We start from the raw sequence: 19,661 nt of genomic DNA on the forward strand, positions 1-19,661 counted from the left end.
CGCAAAAGACAGGTCTTAGGCTAAATCCTATTTAAATGCAATACGAACCGATACGAGCGGACCATTACTATCATATCTACAACCAGGGAAACAACAGAGAGAACATCTTTGTTGAAGACCGGAATTATGCCTATTTCCTTCGATTGATGTACAAATACCTCGATGCCATAAGCGACATATACGCTTACTGCTTGTTGAAAAACCATTTTCATATCGTTTTGAAATTCAATGAAAATGTGGCCGACAAGGTGATTTCGCAAAAACTATCCAACCTATTCAATTCCTATGCCAAGGCCATCAACAAGGCCTACCACCGCACGGGAAGCCTTTTTCGGGACCGATTCCGAAGAAAGAGAATAGAAGACGAAAACTACCTTAAAAACCTGATCGTTTATGTCCACTTGAACCCCGAACACCACGGGTTTACCAATGATTTTAGAAAGTACAAGTATTCGTCCTACCAAAGTTACCTGTCCGATTTGCCCTCGAAGCTCGATCGGAAATTTATCCTAGGCCTATTTGAAGACAGGACCAACTTTGTACATGCCCATTTGAACAAAAAAACGGAACTGGAAAAAAGTTTAACTTTAGAATAATAGACCTTGAGACCTCACGGGTCTTGAAGACCCGTGAGGTCTGATAAATCCTAAGGTCTAACCGAAAAAAATGAAAGAAAACAATAACATACGCATGCAACTGCAATGCCCCATGCCCAAACTGGACTTCGACGTCATTACCCTTGGGCACGGAAGCGGAGGGGTACTTACCAACAAACTATTAGACAGCGGCGTCTTTGACCTGCTCAGCAACGATATTTTAGACGAAAGACACGACGGTGCCTTTTTGGAACTCAATGGAAAGACCGCCTTTTCTACCGACAGTTTTCTAGTGTCACCCATCTTTTTTCCGGGTGGGAACATCGGTGAACTTGCGGTAAACGGAACGGTAAACGACCTGGCCATGTGCGGGGCCACCCCGAAATACCTGTCCTTGAGCTTTATTATCGAGGAAGGCCTGCCCGTAAAGGAGTTTTGGGACATTTTGGTCGCCATCAAATATGCCTGTGAAAAAGCCGGGGTCCAAATTGTAACCGGTGACACCAAGGTGGTGGAAAAGGGAAAGGGTGATAAAATATTCATCAACACCTCCGGGGTGGGTCCGATACATCCAAAGGCCCATATCAGTACCAAAAATATAGCGGTGGGCGATAAAATTATCATCAGCGGTAATATCGCCTCGCACGGAATGGCCATAATGTCGGTACGTGAAGGACTGGAATTCGATTCCGAAATAAAAAGTGACACCACCAACCTCAACCATACGATTATTGAACTGATCGATGCCTACGGGGCCGACATTCATCTATTGACCGATCCCACACGTGGCGGAGTGGCAACGGTGCTAAAAGAAATAGCCCAATCGTCGGAAATAGGGATCGACCTGTTTCAAAAAGACCTGCCTATCGACGACCAAGTGGCAAGCGCCTGCGAACTCTTGGGCCTCGACCCACTGTACGTCGCCAACGAGGGACTTTTTATCGCCTTTGTATCGGAAGCATCGGCAGATGCCGTTTTGGAACGATTGCGACAAGATGAAAAGGGCAAGGATGCACAGATCATCGGAAGCGTAGTCGACGAACACCCCAAACAAGTGATTATGGAAAGCGGTATAGGCGGTAAGCGGGTAATCAGCATGTTGCCCGGCGAACAGTTACCAAGAATTTGCTAAACAAAGAACACAAAAGAGCTCCGATACCCATCAAACCCTATTTATGAATTTTGAAACTTTAGGTCCGAACGTTACCAACTCGTATATTTTTAAAGGTTCGGAACAAACGCCCTTTTTGGCACCAAGAGGGGTTTTTGTGGCCAACAATCATCTTTTTGTTTCCGATACGGGCAGAAATCGCGTGTTTATTTGGAAGCAGTTGCCCACATCGGAATATCAGGAACCCGACATAGTCTTAGGGCAATCGAACATTTCGGAAACCGGAAGAAATTCGGGGGGTCTTGTATCTGAAAACACCTTGCACTACCCTTCCGGTATTTGGAGCGACGGCCGTGTATTGATTGTCGGCGATGCATGGAACCATCGGGTACTGATCTGGCATACCCTACCTACAAAAAATGGGCAGGCGGCGGATGTAGTCGTGGGCCAACCCGATTTTCGTTCCAACCAACCCAATGTCAAGGGTATAGGGAATACCCCTTCTGCACAGACCCTGAATTGGCCCTACGGGGTTTTTTCGGATGGAAACCACCTATGGATCGCCGATACCGGAAACCGCAGGATCCTTTTTTACGAAGACATCCCCAAAACCAATTATAAAGCGGCCGACAAGGTCATCGGGAAACCCGATTTTACGACCCGCGATTACGAAAACCACGAGCCCATTTGGCCTTATTCGGTGAAAGTGAACGCCAACAAGCAAATGGTCGTTGCCGATACGCAATTCTACAGAAACCTGATATGGAACAATGCGGAGGATGCCTTTTCAAAACCGGCCGATGTAATCGTTGGCCAAGCGAATTTTGATGCCTGTGGACAGAACCAATTTGGCCTCTTCCCCAGTTCAAAATCCTTAAACTGGACCTACGATGCCTGTTTTTATAAGGACGGACTTTTGGTAAACGATACTGGGAACAGTAGGATATTATGGTTCGAAACCCTTCCAAAAGACAACAATGCCGAGGCCACGGCCGTCATCGGAAAGCGCGATTTTAAGACGGGAAGTGAAAACAAGGAAACCCTACACGGCACCTCAAGCTCGCTCTACTGGCCCTTCTCCATCTCTACCCAAGGGAACAAGCTGATTATTGCCGATACGGGCAACCACCGCCTGGTCATTACCGATCTAAAATTTTAGAGGCCCAAATACAGCCAATAGACCCCAATGCAAATAGCGAAGAGTCCGCCCGAAAGGCGTACCGCCTTAAAAAGCGATTTGCTCTGGCCCTTGGCATAACCGGACACTTTTCCCAATAGAAAGGTATAAACGGTCATGGCCAACACCGTTCCGATGCCAAAGCCTACGATATATTGAAGGCTATCTCCTTGACTTTCGAATCCCAATACCGGAAGAAGAAGTATAAAATGCGCCACCCCGGCAAGTCCGTGCAGCACACCGATACCAAAAGAAGACCAGACATTTTGTTTTACCTTCTTATCGTGGGAATGGGAATGTTCGAGTTTATTGGTGTCATGATCGTGTTCGTGTACATGGATATAGGGCTCGTCCCCATCGTGTACATGGGGGTGTTTGTGCCCTTTGGCCTTGTAAAAAAGACTGAACAGGGCCCATAGCCCAATGGCGATCAGCACCACCCCGACCAATTGTTCGCTGTGCTCCGATATTCTTTCGATGGGAATGTATTCCCTAAAGGCCAGAAATAGAAGTCCTATGAGGAGCATTCCAACTAAATGTCCAAAACCCCAAAACAGACCTATTTTCCAAACTTTTCGTCGGGTTTCAATGGCCAGGGGCGTCACCGCGGCCAAGTGGTCCGGACCCGAAACCACATGTAGTACGGCGGCGGCAATACCTGCAAATAATGGAAAATTAATCATATTGAGAATTCTAGATACAATGTAAGGAAATTTCAGATTATCAAGCACATCTCAACCCCGTATTTTTCAGTTTACAACAACAATTAGAAACACCTGAAAACAGGCACTTTAGAAGCCTTTTCCATAAGTAGAATACGACTTAATAATAGGCTAAATCAAGACTTATATTATATGTAGTAAAAAGATTATATTTTTATAGGATATATATTACTAAATACAAATCATTTACTCTCAAATACACCTGATTTCATGTTGGATCATAGTTTTACACCGAAACCACAAATCTATATCTATGAAAAAAATTCGAATGCATTTAGCCACAATTGTCCTTTCCACTTTACTCGTACAATGTGAAATAAACCACTACATCGGGTCGGGAAACGATCAAGCCCCCCTACATTGTAAAATAGACGATAACAGGTTACAAAAGAACCTAGTATCCGATTATGGAGCTGACGGAACCGATCAAGAGAACGACAGCGAACAATTACAACAGGCCATAGACGAAGTTTCGGCCATAGATGGAGGAGGTACTATATTCATACCTCAGGGCCAATACTACCTTAGTGAGATACACCTACAATCTAACGTTCATTTGTATTTTGAAGAGGGCACGACCGTTAAGCCCATAGGAAGGAAAAACAACAAAAACTATTCTATTTTCTATCTGGGTGTAAACTCAGACGTAGTAGAAAACGTAAAAATAGCCGGAAGCTGCGGCAAATTCACCGTTGACTTAAGAGAGGTCGAGAACACCAATGTCAGGGTTGTTCAGTGTGGAAATGTGGACGGATTTGTATTTTCAGATTTTAGCGTACTGGACAAACTCTCGAAGTTTTCAGCAATCACTTTTGGTTTAGCTTTCTATGACGGCAAGTATTTCGGACCACGCAACGGTACGGTCAAAAACATTAGTGCCTTTTCTGCGCACTATGGCTATGGTTTGGTTCAAGCACAGGTTGCCAAAAACGTAGAATTCAAAAACCTCTACAGTGAAGGTGGAGTGACCTTGCGATTGGAATCAGGGGAAACGAAGTTCAATGAATTACAACTTGAAGGGCTGGGTATCTTTGACATCAAAGCAAAAAATATTATCGCGGAAAATGGTAACTCCGCCGTCATGATATCTCCCCATACCATCAAAAACGGACATGTAGACATAAAGAATGTCGTAGCCCACAACTGTGGCTTTGCCGTTCGCATAGACAAAGGCTTTGCTACCAAATCACAATCGGAACTAGGTATACCTCCCGGTTACTTTAAAAACCCCGTCATAACGAACGTTAAAGCAACTTACGGGACCACCTCCCAGCTTAAATGGAAACACTGGGTCAAATACTTGGATTGTAGTTCAAGGGCCTTACTAACCCCGAATCCGGATGAATTTACCGGCAATCTCGGCAAAGAAATTTTTATAGGGCCTTCCATTGCCCCCATATTGTATGATGCTCGGGGAGAAGGACCTGGCTATTACAAAGCTACCATATCAAAAGTCACCAAAAAAGGATTTGACCCTACTCAAAAAAGCATCATCACCGAAAAAGACAAGATAAGCTGCACCCCATAACGACTTTTTTAATCAAGTCTATAATTAACCTTATGAGACCTTGGTCTCATAAGGTTAATTTATATCTAAGCACATTCCTTAATGGATCCGTATTGAATAAAAACCGAAATATGAACTGTAAACAACAAAACTTTTTGCTACTACTTTCCGATGCAAAAATTAGCAAAAATATTCCCCAGCAGTTCATCATTGGTCACTTGGCCGGTTATCTCCCCTAAATGATATAGGGCTTCGCGAACATCAATGGCCATAAGGTCGCTAGAGAGTCCCTCTTCCATACCAAATTGTACCTTTTCAATTTCCTCAAGTGCTTTTAAGAGCGAATTGTAGTGTCGCGTATTGGTTACAATCGTCTCATTGTTACGCAGGGCTCCCGTATTTACGAATTCCAAAAGTTTGTTCTGCAAGTCCTCTACCCCTTCTCCGGATTTGGCAGAAATATACCTCACTTCACTTAGTGCCCCTCCAATATTTTCCTTATCCTTTTCGGTCAATGTATCGGCCTTGTTCACCAATAGAAGTAAAGGTTTTTGCGGGTTGCGGTTTTTTATTTTTTCGAAATCGACTACGATGTTTTTGAGCTTGTCACTATCGGCCCTAAGCTTGGCCCCATCGACAAGAAGCAAGACCACCTGGGCCTGTTCGATCTTTTCGAAAGTCCGTTTGATACCCATACCCTCGACCACATCTTCCGTTTCGCGTATTCCTGCGGTATCGATAAAACGAAAACCGATACCTCCAATCGAGATCTCGTCTTCTATCGTATCCCTAGTAGTACCGGCAATATCGGATACCAAGGCGCGCTCTTCATTCAAGAATGCATTGAGCAAGGTAGATTTCCCCACATTGGGTTCACCTACAATGGCTACAGGGATTCCGTTTTTAATAACATTTCCTACGGCAAACGAATCGATCAACCCCTTCAATACTTTCCGGATACGCCCCAGCAACTCCTTAAACTGCGTACGGTCGGCGAACTCTACATCTTCTTCAGAAAAATCCAATTCCAATTCAATTAAAGACGCGAAGTTTAGAAGCTCTTGTCTCAAAGACTTGATCTCATTACTAAAACCCCCGCGCATCTGCTGCATGGCTATCTGGTGACTGGCCGCATTATCACTGGCAATCAGGTCGGCCACCGCTTCGGCCTGGCTGAGATCCATTTTACCATTGAGGAAGGCCCTAAGGGTAAACTCCCCCGCTTCCGCCATTCTACATCCGTTCCTTAAGAAGAGCTGAATGAGCTGTTGCTGAATAAATGGGGAACCATGACATGAAATCTCCACAACGTTCTCCCCTGTATACGAATTGGGTCCTTTAAAAACCGATACCAGAACCTCGTCAAGCAATTTTCCTCCCTCAACCATATGGCCCAAACTAATGGTATGACTTTTCTTCTTGGTTAAATCCTTACCATAGGCCGATTGAAAAAAGGGGGCCACGATTTCTATGGCCTTTTCGCCAGAAATACGTATTACGGCGATGGCTCCCGCACCTGAAGGTGTGGCCAATGCTATGATGTTATCGTTAGGAATCATTCATGAGTTTTTGCAAAAGTACTCAAAAACAGATAGAAGTCTTCGGCCTCTCCCTACGACAAAAATATAATTGCACCAAAGTGCAACAATAACCGAAAATATCTACCTTCGCGCCTCCATTAACTATTTTAAATTAAAATTATTATGAAAATACGTTTATTGACTTTTTGTGTGATTTTTATGGGTATGACTGCCTTGACCTTCGCCCAGGAAGAAGAAGGAGAAGTTCAAAACGACTCTATTTCTCTAGTCGAACAAGCGGAAAGGGAAGCCAAGGAAATCAGAAAACAGATAGAAGCGGCCGAAAGAGAAGCTAAAGAAGCTGAAAAGGCGGCCAAAGCCGCTAAAAAAGAGCAAAAAAGAGCTGACAAAGCAGCCAAAAGAATCGAAAAACTGAACGACAAAATCAGTGCGATCAGAAAAACCTTGGACCGAGATGAAAAGAAAGTCAGCAAGATCAGCAACAAGATGGAAGTGGATAAAATCAAAGGAAAACTTTCTCCGAACGATATCGCCAAAATCGAAAAGAAACTAAGCAAACTAAAGAGTAACATTGCAAAGAATCAGGAAAAACTGTTGAAAATAGAGCGTAAGCTATAGTAGTATCCACTTCAATTTATTTTCAAAAAAACCCCGTACACTCCATGTCGTACGGGATTTTTTATTTCTTATCCCCATCTGAAATTGTAACATTTTGGTTTTTAGCTCGTCTTATATTTAGAACCCCCTAAACAATCAAAAAATGGAAGTCATCAATCAAAACAAATCATTAGAAAAGAACAATCAACTATTGGTCATTGCACACCTATCGCAATTGCTGACCTATGTAACCGGTTTTGGCGGGCTTATCGTACCATTGGTATTATGGCTCTCCACGAAGGACAACGTTGACGGAATGGACGAACATGGCAAGTCGATTGTCAATTTTCAATTAAGTATGCTCCTTTTTACCATTCTTAGTATTCCGGCCATTTTACTCTTAGGTCTAGGCATCTTAAGTTTGATCTTCATTGGCATAATCGCTTTTGTACTACCTATCGTGAATGCCGTAAAAGCAAGTAACGGCGAAACTCCGAGCAATTTTATGACCATTCGGTTTATCTCGTAAAAATCACCTTCTATAGAACAAATAGGTCACTGACCATACTCGGCCCGCGATATTACTTTCGCGGGCTTTTTGCTTCCATACCCCCCCGAACAACATCAAAGCATTAACATCGATATACCGATTGCGCTGGTATAGCTTAAATTTCATATTTTTAACCTGCGCCCCAAAGCCTCGCAGAACCAACCAAGATGAAACCGCCCTTCCTACTATTATACATACTGCTCATGCTTTTGCCCATAAACCCGGTTTTTGGGCAAAACATAAAATTCAAGACCCTCAGTACCAACGACGGGCTTTCGAATAATTCCATCACCGATTTGATAAGCGATGATGACGGCCTGTTATGGATTGCCACTTGGGACGGACTCAACAGTTATAACGGCCAAAAATTCACGGTCTACAAACACGATATAAAAAATTCGACTTCCATAGCCGGAAACAATGTTCAGCACCTAAAAAAAGACGGCCAAGGAAATATATGGATCCTTACAAAGGATAAAAAAATAAGCAAACACCTAGGCAACGGCAAGTTTCAGAATTTTTCCTTTGATGAACCCCTACAATATATGACCCTGACCAAAGAGGGACGAATAGGCATCCGGACCGATAATACCCATTACGAATTTATCGATGGTAACTTTAAGGAAGCAAAGTTTGTCGAGAAAAAAAAGGAAGACAATAGTATCCTCAGGGAGCTTCTTTTGAACAAATATCCAAATACCATTATCAACGATGTCCTCAAAGACAAATCCGGACATATCTGGTATGCCACCCGAAGGAACGGTATCTATATCATTCCCAACAGCATCGCCAATCGGAACAATGACCGGATCGACCATTACTATTACGACCTCTACGACCCCTATAGCTTTAACAGCAATGAGGTTGAACGAATATACGAAGACAGTTTTGGCAATATATGGCTAGGACATAAAGATGGTGGGCTAAGCATGGCCTATAGCGGCTCTGAGAAAATCTCTACAATTACACCACATCCGAACAAATATCCACATTTGCCCAACGAAACCATACGGGCAATTACCAAGGATTTCAATAATCGCATCTGGCTGGGATATTATACAAAAGGCCTGTTTTACTTTGACCAAGACGAACCGTGCTACTTAAAATATCATATTGCAGAGGCCCAGGAAAATTCAGACTGGGGGCGAATCCGGTCGCTTTACACCACCTCCAATGGTGAAATTTGGGCAGGCACCTATGCGGGTATTATTCGAATTAAGAAGAACGGCTATACCCTGTATCAATCTAAAAACACTGCCAATCTCCCCAACGACAGAAACTATTCATTTCAAGAAGACAACAATAATCAGCTCTATATAGCCTGTTGGGGAGGGATGGCCAAATTTAACTTGACCACCGATAGCTTTGAGGCCTTTATAGGTCAATCGGCATTGGCCCCATACCACATTAGAAACATAAAATACGCTGATAACGAACTTTTGATCAGCACCGAAAACGAAGGTCTGATATTACTTGACATTGCCACCGGCCAACTAACGGATATCACGGTAAAAGACGGGCTCTTGGGCAATAGCGTCTATTCTTCCTTTAAAGACAAGCAGTCGGGTTACTATTGGACGGGAAGCTTGGGCGGCATCAGCGTATACGACAAAAACAAAGGGCTTATACAGCATATTTCAGAAAAACAGGGCCTCCCGAGCCATATGGTATATGGCCTACTCTTAGACAGCGATAAGGTTTGGGTGAGTACGACCAAAGGGATTGCCGCCGTAGACAGAAACGATTTTTCCGTTACAGGCCTGAATATGGATGAAGGCTGGCAAGGCCGTGAATTCTCAGAAGGCGCCTACTACCAAGACCCTAAAGGCACCTTGTTCTTTGCGGGAATAAACGGACTTAACTACTTTTCGCCGGCGAGTCTGAACATTACCAAAAGACTGCCCAAAATAAAGGTCGAAATAGACGATACCAGCGATTTTACGAAAGGCATTACTAAAAATTTTATCGACAATTCCCTAGATATAAAAATCGAACCCGTTGTTTTTACGCAAGACCCCAACAATCGGGTACTGTACAAACTTTCCGGTTACGACAACGAGTTTCAAGAATTCAAGGAAGGCCAAGGCCGTGTCCATTACACCGGTCTGCCCGATGGCGAATATATTTTTGAAGTAAAAAACTCTTCTGCCAAAGACCTAGCCTTTAAAGGCATTCCCATCATCATCAAAAAACCGTTTTACAAGACCACCCTCTTCTACCTACTTCTATTGACCACCTTGCTACTAAGCCTTACAAGCTGGGTACTGGTACGAAACCGCAACATTGCGCAAAACCAGAAAGAATTGGAACGTAAAATAGAGGAACGGACCGAAACCATAAACCGGCAAAAAGAACGGCTCTTGAAGGTCAACCATACCTTAGATGAAAAAAATAAAGAAATCAACCGCCAAAGGGAAGAACTCTTAAACTCTTATCACCAGCTTAAAAACGAAGATTTTGAAATCGAAAAGTTCAAGACCTTCGTATTGTCGGAGTTCAAGGAACCGGTTTCCAAAATTATTGAGAACACCAAAGAACTGAACGAAGACGACGGCACAAAACAAAACATCAATAAGGAGTCGAACAAATTGATCACGTTGCTATCGGAATGGGACTACCTTACCAACTCTAAGGACATAGGCGAACTAAAAAAATCGGCGACCAAAATAAGACAAACCATAAAAGTACTTGTAGACGGACTCGCTACACACGCCCGAAAATCGAAAATCAATTTAGACTACACCCTAGATATCGAAGACCAATGGGTAGAACTAGACTCCCTCCGTTTTAAATTGTTTTTCAAATACCTCTTTAACGACATTCTCAAATACCTTTCGAAAGACAGCTACCTAAAACTTACGGTAAGGACAAAAGGTAATTCCTTAGGACTCTTTATAAAATCGGACAGTAAAGTACTCTCCGACAACTTTTTCAGTATACAACATTACAGTCCGTATTACAAAGCATCGAACACCCTGTTAGCTGCTATGGATGGAAACCTTAGCATTGAAAAAAACGACGAACTGACCATTTCGGTACACTTGCCGATCAAGGTGGTAGATACCGAAAACAATAAGGTAGAAGAAGTCTTATGGAAGCACCTCGACCTAAATGAAAAGCTTCCCTCGGACAAAAACAACATTCTAGTTTTTTGTAATGACGACGACGCTTTGCCGGCCCTTCAATTATTCGACCACCCCGACAACAATCTAATCTTTGAAAAAACGGCATCAGCGGTAAGCTCGGCCATCAAACATGTCAACATACATTGCCTGGCCCTGTACAATATTCCCATTGACGAACAGTTGGTACAACTCTTTCATCTTATAAAAAGCAATGGGGCACAGATAGCCGTTTCGGTGCTCTACGTTTCCGAAGAAATAAACCATTCATTGCGCATACAAACTACAGAACTTGGCGTAGACACCTTTATACAGCTACCCGTAAGCAAGTCTTTTATTCAAAGTAAAATTTCGAAACTCACATCCGTTAGAAAAGAATATGCGAACAACACATCAAAACACCTCTTCTATGTTCCGCCTTTCGATGAGACCAAAACCCTATCGATCAACGAGAAACTTGTAAAAAAGGCCCTGGCCCTGATAAACAAAAACCTCAACGACCCCTCGTTCAACGTTCAGAAGCTACAAGAAATGCTTTTCGTATCAAAAATCAAGTGCTATCGGGCCTTTAAAGAGGTGCTCCAACAGTCTCCTTCCGACGTCATTATAAAGTTACGCCTGCAAAAAGCCGAATATCTCCTTAAAAATCACACCTTGAACATTTCCGAAATAAGTATAGAATGTGGTTTTAACGATCCTAAGTACTTTAGCCGCCTATTTAAGAAAAATTTCGATTATAGCCCAAAAGCATATCGCGCCAAAACCGACAACGCCTAACGTTAGCTACATATTATCACAATGTTACGTTAAAATCATTGTAATGAAAGTGCACTAAAAAGAAACCATTCACCCCCTTTTTTGAGACATAAGTACACCTTTATGATTCTTTTTTCATCTGGAAAAGTAGCACCTCCAACTACTTTTGGTTCATAACCAATTTAAAATTCTACCTAAATGAAAAAAGTGTACTTAGTTTTGCTAATAGCATTAGGATGTATTTCCTTTTCTTATTCGCAAGTAACAGTAAAGGGAACGGTAGTTTCCGAAACAGATGGAATGCCGGTTCCTTCGGTATCGATTGTACTGAAAGGGGAAACCCAAACCGGTACCTCAACAGATTTTGACGGTAACTTTACGCTAAGCCTCTCCGAAGAAAGTGGAACCCTAGTGTTCTCTTCCTTGGGTTTTGCCACTAAAGAAGTAAACTTTTCAGGAGACCAGGTCCTGAATGTATCGATGAATGAAGAAGCCAGCTTTTTGGATGAAGTAGTCCTTATCGGCTACGGTTCATCCAGAAAGGGTGATTTGACCACGGCCATTGCAACGGTCAATAATGTAGAGAGCATTGCTTCAAGACCGGTCTCTAATATTACCGAATTCCTACAGGGTAATGTCGCAGGGGTTACCGTATTACAACAAGGTGGGGACCCAACTTCTAGCGGCAATGTCGTTATTCGTGGCCTCGGAACCTTTTCCAATGAAAAACCGCTGACCGTTGTAGATGGTGTGCCCTATTATGGCCCTGCCATCAACCCCAACGACATCGCGTCGGTTTCCGTACTAAAGGATGCCGCCTCGGCCGCCATTTATGGAGCACAAGCAGCATCGGGGGTTATCGTTATCCAAACCAAAAAGGGGGTCATAGGCAAACCTCGTATTACCGTAGACTACTATGGCGGTATTCAAGAAGCTACCAACCTCCCTACCCCACTTACGGCACAACAACAGGCCGACATTTACAACACTGCCGCCGACAATGCCGGAACACCACGACAATCGGCACACGACGCCGCACAAAACCCGTACGGACAAGTAAACCGTACCAACTGGGTAGACGCGATTTTTAGGCCCGCAGGTATGAACAATGCCAATGTTAATATTAGCGGTGCCGGAGAAAGTATGAATTACCTAACTTCGTTTGGTTATACTAAAAGAAATGGTCTTTTAGAGGGAACAAGTTCTGAACGCTACAATTTTAGGGTGAAGTCCGACTTTGACCTTTCCGATAAAATAAAGATTGGCGAGAACGTTTACTTTTCAAAAACGGAAGCCGTAGGAACCAATACGGACAACCCGTATTCAGGAACCATAATAAACGCCATTTACATGCCTTCTGCCTCTCCAACCCGCTATGAAGATGGCAGTTTTGCCGGAGTTGTCCCAGAGAACCTTTCTCAATTTGCAGGGGCGTACGGAGATGTTTACAACCCCTTGGCCCTCTTGCTAAGACCTACGACCAATGCGCCTACAAACTTTTTGAACGCCAATGTATTTTTAGAATACAAAATCTTGAACGGCCTATCGTTCAAAACTAACTATTCGTATAGCTACACCCATTCGCAATACAAAAGGTTTCAGCCTAAAGTACCTGAATTGGGGCGTTCAAACCCGAACAATTATTTAGATCAAACCACCTCTACCACGAACCGCTGGGTCTGGGACAACCAATTGAGCTATAAACGATCATTTGGCGACCACAACCTAGACCTTACCGCAATCTATTCTTCCCAGCATACGGATTTTGAGAGCCTATCTAACCGAGGGGAAGGTTTTAGCAACGAAGAAGCATTCAACCAATATCTATCGAATGCCTCCGTCATCAGAAACCCTGGCACCAATGTTTATGAAGATGCCTTGACATCGGCCATTGGTAGGCTAATGTACAATTACAAGAATCGCTACTTTATCTCAGGGAGCATTAGAAGGGATATGACCTCACGCTTAGCGGTAAACAATCAAGCGGATAACTTTCCATCGGCTACCGTGGGCTGGAGATTGTCAGACGAATCATTCTTCAATGTCAAAGCCATCAATGACCTGAAATTTAGAGCTTCTTGGGGACAGATAGGAAATATCAACTCCGTAGGCTATTATTCTTTTGACGTTCCATTGAACACCACGGTAGTTACTATTGGCGAAGACGCCTCACATGACGATAAGGGTGCGTACGTTGGAAAGCAATCGAACCCAAACCTAAACTGGGAAGTGTCGGAATCGGTCAACTTTGGTCTAGACGCAGCACTTTTCAACAACAGTCTAAGCCTTACTTTCGATTACTTCGAAAAATCGACCAAGGGAATGATCCTTCCCGGTCTTGAAGATCTACACCAAGGTACATCGGCTGCCGATGTAAACGGTGGGGAGGTAAAGAACAATGGCTTTGAAATTTCGGCAAGCTATTCCAAGCAAATAGGAGACCTCGACTTTACCATCAATGCCAATACCAGCGTACTGGAAAATGAACTGGTAAACCTAGACGGTTATAATAAAAGCGGTATAGATTTTATTGCCCATTCTGACAATGTTAGAGGAGTGCTTAGACCTTACCGCTCCGAAGTGGGCAGAGCCTTGTACTCGGTCTATGTAGTGCCCCAATTGGGCATATTCCAAAATCAGGCAGAAATTGATGCCCATGTAAAAGATGGCAACTTAATACAGCCTAACGCCCAGCCTGGCGATTTTAAATTTGCCGATAGCAACAATGATGGAAAAATAGACGATAACGACAAGGTTTTTTACGACAGTTACCAACCCGATTTCACCTATAACTTCGGTCTGAACCTAAATTACAAAAATTTTGATTTAGGCATGTTGTTTCAAGGCGTTTCAGGTGTTGAAGTATTTAACGGATACAAGTTTTCTACCTATAACGCTTCGCTTACCGGATATAACCTAGATAACAGGGTACTTGACGCATGGTCGCCTTCCAACACAGGGGCCACTACACCAAGGCTATCGACCAAAGACGACAACCAAAACTTTGGTCTGGCATCAAGCTGGTATCTTGAAGATGCCTCATACTTAAGAATGAAGAACGTAACCCTTGGGTACACCATAAACGAGCGTATTATGAATACCGTATTGCCCGGCTCGTCATTGCGTTTTTACATCTCTGCAGAAAACCTATTTACCATTACAGATTATACGGGCATCGACCCCGAAGTTGGTGGCAAAGGATTGGATATCGCACGGTACCCATTATCAAGAACTATTACCGCTGGTCTATCATTATCGCTCTAACCTAAAAAAAATGAAAAAAATGAAATTCAATAGCATAAAAACCATGAGCTTGGTACTGGGCTTTGCCGGCCTTAACCTGATTAGTTGCTCTGACGATTTTACGGAGGTCACTCCCCTAGGAAGCACGTCATACGCCAATTTTTGGGCATCTGAACAAGATGCTTCAGAGGCAGTGAACAGTATGTATCAATACATGACGGACCAAGAAATGTTCTCTAGGGGCTTCTTTTGGTACATCAACGCCTCCGATGATATGATTACCGGTCGAATCAAAGCCTCTGCCGACAATATCAAAGATTTCAATATCACCGGTGGCGAAGGCGGGTATACCTCAACCTGCTACCCTAAAAGTTATCAGGTAATCCGCAGGGCCAATGATGTTATTTTGAACGTCCCCAATATGGAAATAAGCGAAGGCCTAAAAAACCAATATTTGGGAGAAGCCTACTTTATGCGTGCCTTCAGTTACTTCTGGGTTGCCCATACCTATGGAGATAACGGTGAAAATGGGGGTGTACCCATTATTACGGAAGAGAACATGAACGATGAGGCCGGTAGTTACACAAGACCTGCCAGCGTGGTCGAAAACTACAAGCAAATAGAAGCCGACCTTTTGAAAGCCGCGGAATTATTACCGCTATTCACAGAATATTCTTCCGATAACTATGGTCGCCCACATAAGGACGCCGCTTACGCCTATATCGCAAAAACCAACCTATACTGGGCACAACACGACGCCTCTAGATATGCCGAGGTAGTAAAGTACGCCGATGCCGTTACCAATAGTGGTTCGGGTAGGGCGCTGATCAACACGGGTAATCCGTCAAAAGATTACCGTGAATTGCACAGCCATTTGAACAACTGGACCAGTGAGTACATTTGGTCCGTTAACTCAGGAGTTGATAAAGGCAGCATCTTAACCGGTGTTATGCTGGAGAACAAGGGATGGGGCAAATATAACGGCTGGGGCTATTATACGCCATCAGAAGGCCTTTACAACGAGTTTGAAGACGACGATGCCAGAAAGGCGGTAACCATATTGAATTTCGGTGATGAATTTACTTTTTTCGGCGAAACCAGAAGATATCAATCGGAAAACTCCCTATCAGGTTTTCAGTTCAACAAATACATGTACGAGTTTCAATTTGAAAATCCTATCGGCACGTACCTGAACAGCAATGGCGACGATCCTTCTACCGTTTACAATGTGCCTTTAATGCGCTACGCGGAAGTCTTACTTATGAAAGCCGAAGCATTAATCATGGATGGTAAAAATGGAGATGCCCCATTGAATATGGTACGGGAAAGGGCTGGTCTTGCCCCCATTACCAATGCGACCATGAGCGATTTAAAACATGAAAGAAGGGTAGAGCTTGCCGGCGAGTTCGCCAACCGACATTTCGACCTTGTTCGTTGGGGCGATGCCGCCGATACGTATGCCGAGCCTATTTATGGCCGTATCTACACCGATCGTTCCGATCCCGATTCGCCCTACACTTCTGAAATTGTATGGCCTGCACGAAATTTTGATGCCTCATACATGAATGTTTGGCCCATACCCAATACAGTAATAGAATCATCTGGAATTCAACAGAACAAAGGATGGTAAGCATAAAAATGAGTTCGTTAGTTTAGTTTTTACAAAAAGGTACCTCCTAATGGGGTACCTTTTTTTAATTTTAAGAAGTATGTATAGATTCAAAACAAAGTATTCCCTCATAATCGCCCTTTTCTGCATAGCCCTGCTCACTGCCCAAGAAAATCGAAAAACCCTGATCCACTCTCACAACGATTACCTGCAAAACGTTCCCTTTTGGAAGGCTTACGCCAATGGTCTCGATATTATTGAGGCCGATGTCGTTTTAAAGAACGGTACATTGAACATTGCCCACACCGAATCGGAAATTATTGAGGGCAACACATTACAAATACTTTATTTAGATCCTATAAAGTATGCCATCAAAAACAACATCGGTAATGCTTCCGGCCTTATGCTGATGCTCGATGTCAAATCGAAGGCCATTCCTACCTTAAAAAAAATATTGGCCACACTTAAAAAATACCCCGAGATTACCTCACGGCCCGATATAAAGATTGTTATTTCCGGGCAAAGGCCCAAGCCCGAAACCTATAGTTCCTATCCCGAGTTCATTTATTTCGATCACCAGAAGCTAGAGAGCGACCTTGATACCGATGATTGGAAAAAAGTCGCTTTTATTAGTGTCGATTTTAAAAACTATTCGGAGTGGAACGGAAAGGGTAGACTTACCCAAGAAGATTACCAAACCGTATCGGAAGCCATCACAAAAGCCCACAATCTCAATAAGCCCTTCCGATTTTGGGGAACACCAGATTCAAATACCGCATGGAAAGCCTTTTCCGATATGGGCGTAGACATCATAAATACCGATATGCCCCACGAGACATCGGCCTACCTCAATACACTGGAAAAACGCACCTATACCAACACCATAAGCTCAAAAGTATACCGCCCTACCTACGCTACGGACCAAAAAGAGGGTCCTGTACAAAACGTAATACTACTGATCGGCGACGGAAACGGCCTAAACCAAATTTCATCGGCCGTTTTGGCCAATGGCGGCGAGCTTACCCTTTCACAACTAAAGAGCATCGGCTTTTTAAAGACACAATCTGCCGATGATTTTACCACCGACTCTGCCGCGGCAGGTACCGCACTGGCTACGGGTACAAAAACCTATAATCGCGCCATCGGCCTAGACCCATCAAGAAAGCCCGTTCAGAACATGCCCGAATTTCTCTCAAAACACGGTTACGTTTCGGGTATCATTACCACCGACAAGGTTACCGGTGCGACTCCCGCTTCCTTCTTCGCCCATCAAAAAGACCGATCGGACACCAAAGAAATCGCCCAAGACATCCTTAAGGGCCAACTTTCCCTTTTTATTGGTGGAGGGGAAGAAAATTTCACCTTCGATTGGAAAAACACCGACTTCACCATTGTAGACCGCATCGATAAAATCGGTAAACATAAGGCCGACAAGCTCGGTTATTTTCTTTCTAAAAAAGACGTACCTAGTGTACTCGATGGCCGTGACAATGCCCTTGCGGAAGCCACAAAAAACGGAATCGATTTTCTGGCCTCAAAGAACAAACCCTTTTTCCTAATGGTCGAAGCGGCACAAATAGACAGTCAAGGTCATTACAACAATGTAGGCGGTATTGTTTCTGAAGGCATAGACTTTGACCGGGCCATCACCGAAGCGATAAAATTTGCCGATGCATCGGGAAATACTTTGGTAGTCATTACCGCGGATCACGAAACCTCTGGTTTTAGCATACCACAAGGCGACCTTAAAAAAGGAATAATTGAAGGAACTTTTACTACCTTCGACCATACGGCCACTATGGTTCCTATTTTTGCCTATGGCCCAAGCTCGCAATCATTTCAGGGCATCTACGAAAACAGTGATATGTTTGAAAAGATCACAAGAGCACTTAACTTAGAGTCCAAATAAAATATAACCGACCATGAAAAGATTCAAAGCGCTCGACGTTTTCCGCGGATTGACCATTTGCCTGATGATTATTGTCAATACGCCCGGAGACTGGGACATGACCTTTTCACCTTTATTACACGCCAAATGGCACGGCTTCACCCCTACCGATTTGGTATTTCCTTCATTTTTGTTTGCCGTTGGCAACGCCTTTGCTTTCGTCAAAACGAAATGGGCCGACAAACCGCTTTCCGATGTTTTCAAGAAAATAGCCAAACGTACCTTGATCATATTTCTATTGGGCTATACCATGTATTGGATTCCCTTCTTCTCTTGGACCGAAACTGGGGATCTAGCAGCCATTCCTTTTAACGAAACAAGGATTCTAGGTGTACTGCAACGTATTGCCCTATGTTATTTCATTGGCGCCACTATGATCTATTTTCTGACCAATAGGCAATTGATCATAGCCTCGGCCGCGATTTTATTGGGCTATTGGGGATTGTTAAGCGCCTTTGGCGATTACACCTTGGAAGGAAACTTTGTTAGAACCATAGACCGAATGCTTTTGGGTGACAGCCACCTCTATATGGGTAATGGTATTCCGTTTGACCCTGAAGGGATTTTAAGCACCTTGCCTTCCATATGCAACGTTCTTGGTGGCTACCTAGTAGGAAAGTACCTTATTGACAAGGGCATCGATTACGAAAAACTGGCCAAAATGCTTCTTGTTGGAGCGGGTTTACTGGTAGTGGCCTATTTATGGGACCTTACTTTCCCCGTAAACAAAAAATTATGGACCAGTTCCTTCGTAGTGCTTACCGTAGGTCTTGATATCGTGGTCTTGTCCGTATTGATCTATACCATTGAATTCCTAAAGCGACCGATCAACTATAATTTCTTTGAAGTATTCGGCAAAAACCCGCTTTTCATCTATCTACTCTCGGAATACCTGGCCATAGGCATGCACTTTATCCGAGTAGACGGAGAACAGACCCTCTACGAATATTGCTACGAAAAGCGCTTTAGCTGGATAGGGCCTTACTTTGGCTCTTTGGCCTTTGCCCTGGTCTTTATGCTCTTCTGCTGGAGCATCGGTCTTTGGTTGGACAGAAAAAAAATCTATATTAAAGTCTAGGATAGATTAGGCTCAACACAAAAAGTTGTGGAGAGGTTAAAATTGGCCGATCTTTGAATCCAAAAAGTTAAATGCTTTCAGATTCACTATCATCTATAGCCAAA

13 protein-coding genes are annotated in these 19,661 nt (G+C 43.5%); 11 read left to right on the forward strand and 2 right to left on the reverse strand.

Going from position 1 to position 19,661, the window contains the following annotated elements; all coding sequences use genetic code 11:
• Window positions 1–35 precede the first annotated feature (35 nt).
• The 3 genes from BW980_RS21410 (at window position 36) to BW980_RS21420 (ending at window position 2,866) form a co-directional block, all read left to right on the forward strand.
• On the forward strand, window positions 36–596 hold the full coding sequence (locus tag BW980_RS21410) for a transposase (protein WP_076457200.1): 561 nt from the start codon (window positions 36–38) through the stop codon (window positions 594–596).
• A gap of 70 nt (window positions 597–666) precedes the next feature.
• Entirely contained in the window at window positions 667–1,728 is a 1,062-nt protein-coding gene (gene hypE / locus BW980_RS21415) for a hydrogenase expression/formation protein HypE (RefSeq protein ID WP_245800138.1), read from the forward strand.
• A gap of 43 nt (window positions 1,729–1,771) precedes the next feature.
• Complete coding sequence (locus tag BW980_RS21420; RefSeq protein ID WP_076457201.1) at window positions 1,772–2,866, forward strand: NHL repeat-containing protein; 1,095 nt, start codon at window positions 1,772–1,774, stop codon at window positions 2,864–2,866.
• On the opposite strand, the gene BW980_RS21425 is transcribed toward BW980_RS21420, so the two are convergent.
• Window positions 2,863–3,567 (reverse strand): urease accessory protein UreH domain-containing protein, encoded by a 705-nt coding sequence (locus BW980_RS21425; protein WP_076457202.1) that lies wholly within the window; start codon window positions 3,565–3,567, stop codon window positions 2,863–2,865. The genes BW980_RS21420 and BW980_RS21425 overlap by 4 nt on opposite strands.
• 292 nt (window positions 3,568–3,859) lie before the next feature.
• Here BW980_RS21425 and BW980_RS21430 point away from each other — a divergent pair, with 292 nt between their 5' ends.
• A complete protein-coding gene (locus tag BW980_RS21430) occupies window positions 3,860–5,134 on the forward strand; it encodes a glycosyl hydrolase family 28-related protein (RefSeq protein ID WP_076457203.1) in 1,275 nt (424 codons plus the stop codon).
• Window positions 5,135–5,274: 140 nt separating this feature from the next.
• On the opposite strand, the gene mnmE is transcribed toward BW980_RS21430, so the two are convergent.
• Window positions 5,275–6,672 (reverse strand): tRNA uridine-5-carboxymethylaminomethyl(34) synthesis GTPase MnmE, encoded by a 1,398-nt coding sequence (mnmE, locus tag BW980_RS21435; RefSeq protein WP_076457204.1) that lies wholly within the window; start codon window positions 6,670–6,672, stop codon window positions 5,275–5,277.
• Window positions 6,673–6,816: 144 nt separating this feature from the next.
• Here mnmE and BW980_RS21440 point away from each other — a divergent pair, with 144 nt between their 5' ends.
• The 7 genes from BW980_RS21440 (at window position 6,817) to BW980_RS21470 (ending at window position 19,557) form a co-directional block, all read left to right on the forward strand.
• Complete coding sequence (locus BW980_RS21440) at window positions 6,817–7,272, forward strand: hypothetical protein (RefSeq protein WP_139327762.1); 456 nt, start codon at window positions 6,817–6,819, stop codon at window positions 7,270–7,272.
• 142 nt (window positions 7,273–7,414) lie between these two features.
• The gene (locus BW980_RS21445) at window positions 7,415–7,780 is read left to right on the forward strand and encodes a DUF4870 domain-containing protein (RefSeq protein WP_076457206.1); all 366 of its coding nucleotides are present in this window, start codon (window positions 7,415–7,417) and stop codon (window positions 7,778–7,780) included.
• 188 nt (window positions 7,781–7,968) lie between these two features.
• The gene (locus BW980_RS21450; protein WP_076457207.1) at window positions 7,969–11,700 is read left to right on the forward strand and encodes an AraC family transcriptional regulator; all 3,732 of its coding nucleotides are present in this window, start codon (window positions 7,969–7,971) and stop codon (window positions 11,698–11,700) included.
• Window positions 11,701–11,877: 177 nt separating this feature from the next.
• Entirely contained in the window at window positions 11,878–14,943 is a 3,066-nt protein-coding gene (locus tag BW980_RS21455) for a SusC/RagA family TonB-linked outer membrane protein (protein WP_076457208.1), read from the forward strand.
• Between the two features lie 19 nt (window positions 14,944–14,962).
• On the forward strand, window positions 14,963–16,552 hold the full coding sequence (locus BW980_RS21460; protein WP_076457213.1) for a RagB/SusD family nutrient uptake outer membrane protein: 1,590 nt from the start codon (window positions 14,963–14,965) through the stop codon (window positions 16,550–16,552).
• A gap of 79 nt (window positions 16,553–16,631) precedes the next feature.
• Entirely contained in the window at window positions 16,632–18,440 is a 1,809-nt protein-coding gene (locus tag BW980_RS21465; protein WP_083690588.1) for an alkaline phosphatase, read from the forward strand.
• A 13-nt stretch (window positions 18,441–18,453) separates the two neighbouring features.
• Window positions 18,454–19,557, forward strand: coding sequence for an acyltransferase family protein (locus tag BW980_RS21470; protein WP_076457209.1), 1,104 nt, complete (start codon window positions 18,454–18,456; stop codon window positions 19,555–19,557).
• Window positions 19,558–19,661 lie beyond the last annotated feature (104 nt).

Origin of the sequence: Zobellia uliginosa (genome assembly GCF_900156625.1) — a bacterium.
Taxonomy (GTDB): Bacteria; Bacteroidota; Bacteroidia; order Flavobacteriales; family Flavobacteriaceae; genus Zobellia; species Zobellia uliginosa.

Excerpts from the sequence above, each read along its gene's own strand:
- hypE (WP_245800138.1), top strand. The coding sequence starts at position 667 with ATGAAAGAAAACAATAACATACGCATGCAACTGCAATGCCCCATGCCC.
- BW980_RS21450 (WP_076457207.1), top strand. The coding sequence starts at position 7,969 with ATGAAACCGCCCTTCCTACTATTATACATACTGCTCATGCTTTTGCCC.
- BW980_RS21430 (WP_076457203.1), top strand. The coding sequence starts at position 3,860 with ATGAAAAAAATTCGAATGCATTTAGCCACAATTGTCCTTTCCACTTTA.
- BW980_RS21420 (WP_076457201.1), top strand. The coding sequence starts at position 1,772 with ATGAATTTTGAAACTTTAGGTCCGAACGTTACCAACTCGTATATTTTT.
- BW980_RS21455 (WP_076457208.1), top strand. The coding sequence starts at position 11,878 with ATGAAAAAAGTGTACTTAGTTTTGCTAATAGCATTAGGATGTATTTCC.
- BW980_RS21445 (WP_076457206.1), top strand. The coding sequence starts at position 7,415 with ATGGAAGTCATCAATCAAAACAAATCATTAGAAAAGAACAATCAACTA.
- mnmE (WP_076457204.1), bottom strand. The coding sequence starts at position 6,672 with ATGATTCCTAACGATAACATCATAGCATTGGCCACACCTTCAGGTGCG.
- BW980_RS21410 (WP_076457200.1), top strand. The coding sequence starts at position 36 with ATGCAATACGAACCGATACGAGCGGACCATTACTATCATATCTACAAC.
- BW980_RS21465 (WP_083690588.1), top strand. The coding sequence starts at position 16,632 with ATGTATAGATTCAAAACAAAGTATTCCCTCATAATCGCCCTTTTCTGC.
- BW980_RS21425 (WP_076457202.1), bottom strand. The coding sequence starts at position 3,567 with ATGATTAATTTTCCATTATTTGCAGGTATTGCCGCCGCCGTACTACAT.
- BW980_RS21440 (WP_139327762.1), top strand. The coding sequence starts at position 6,817 with ATGAAAATACGTTTATTGACTTTTTGTGTGATTTTTATGGGTATGACT.
- BW980_RS21460 (WP_076457213.1), top strand. The coding sequence starts at position 14,963 with ATGAAATTCAATAGCATAAAAACCATGAGCTTGGTACTGGGCTTTGCC.
- BW980_RS21470 (WP_076457209.1), top strand. The coding sequence starts at position 18,454 with ATGAAAAGATTCAAAGCGCTCGACGTTTTCCGCGGATTGACCATTTGC.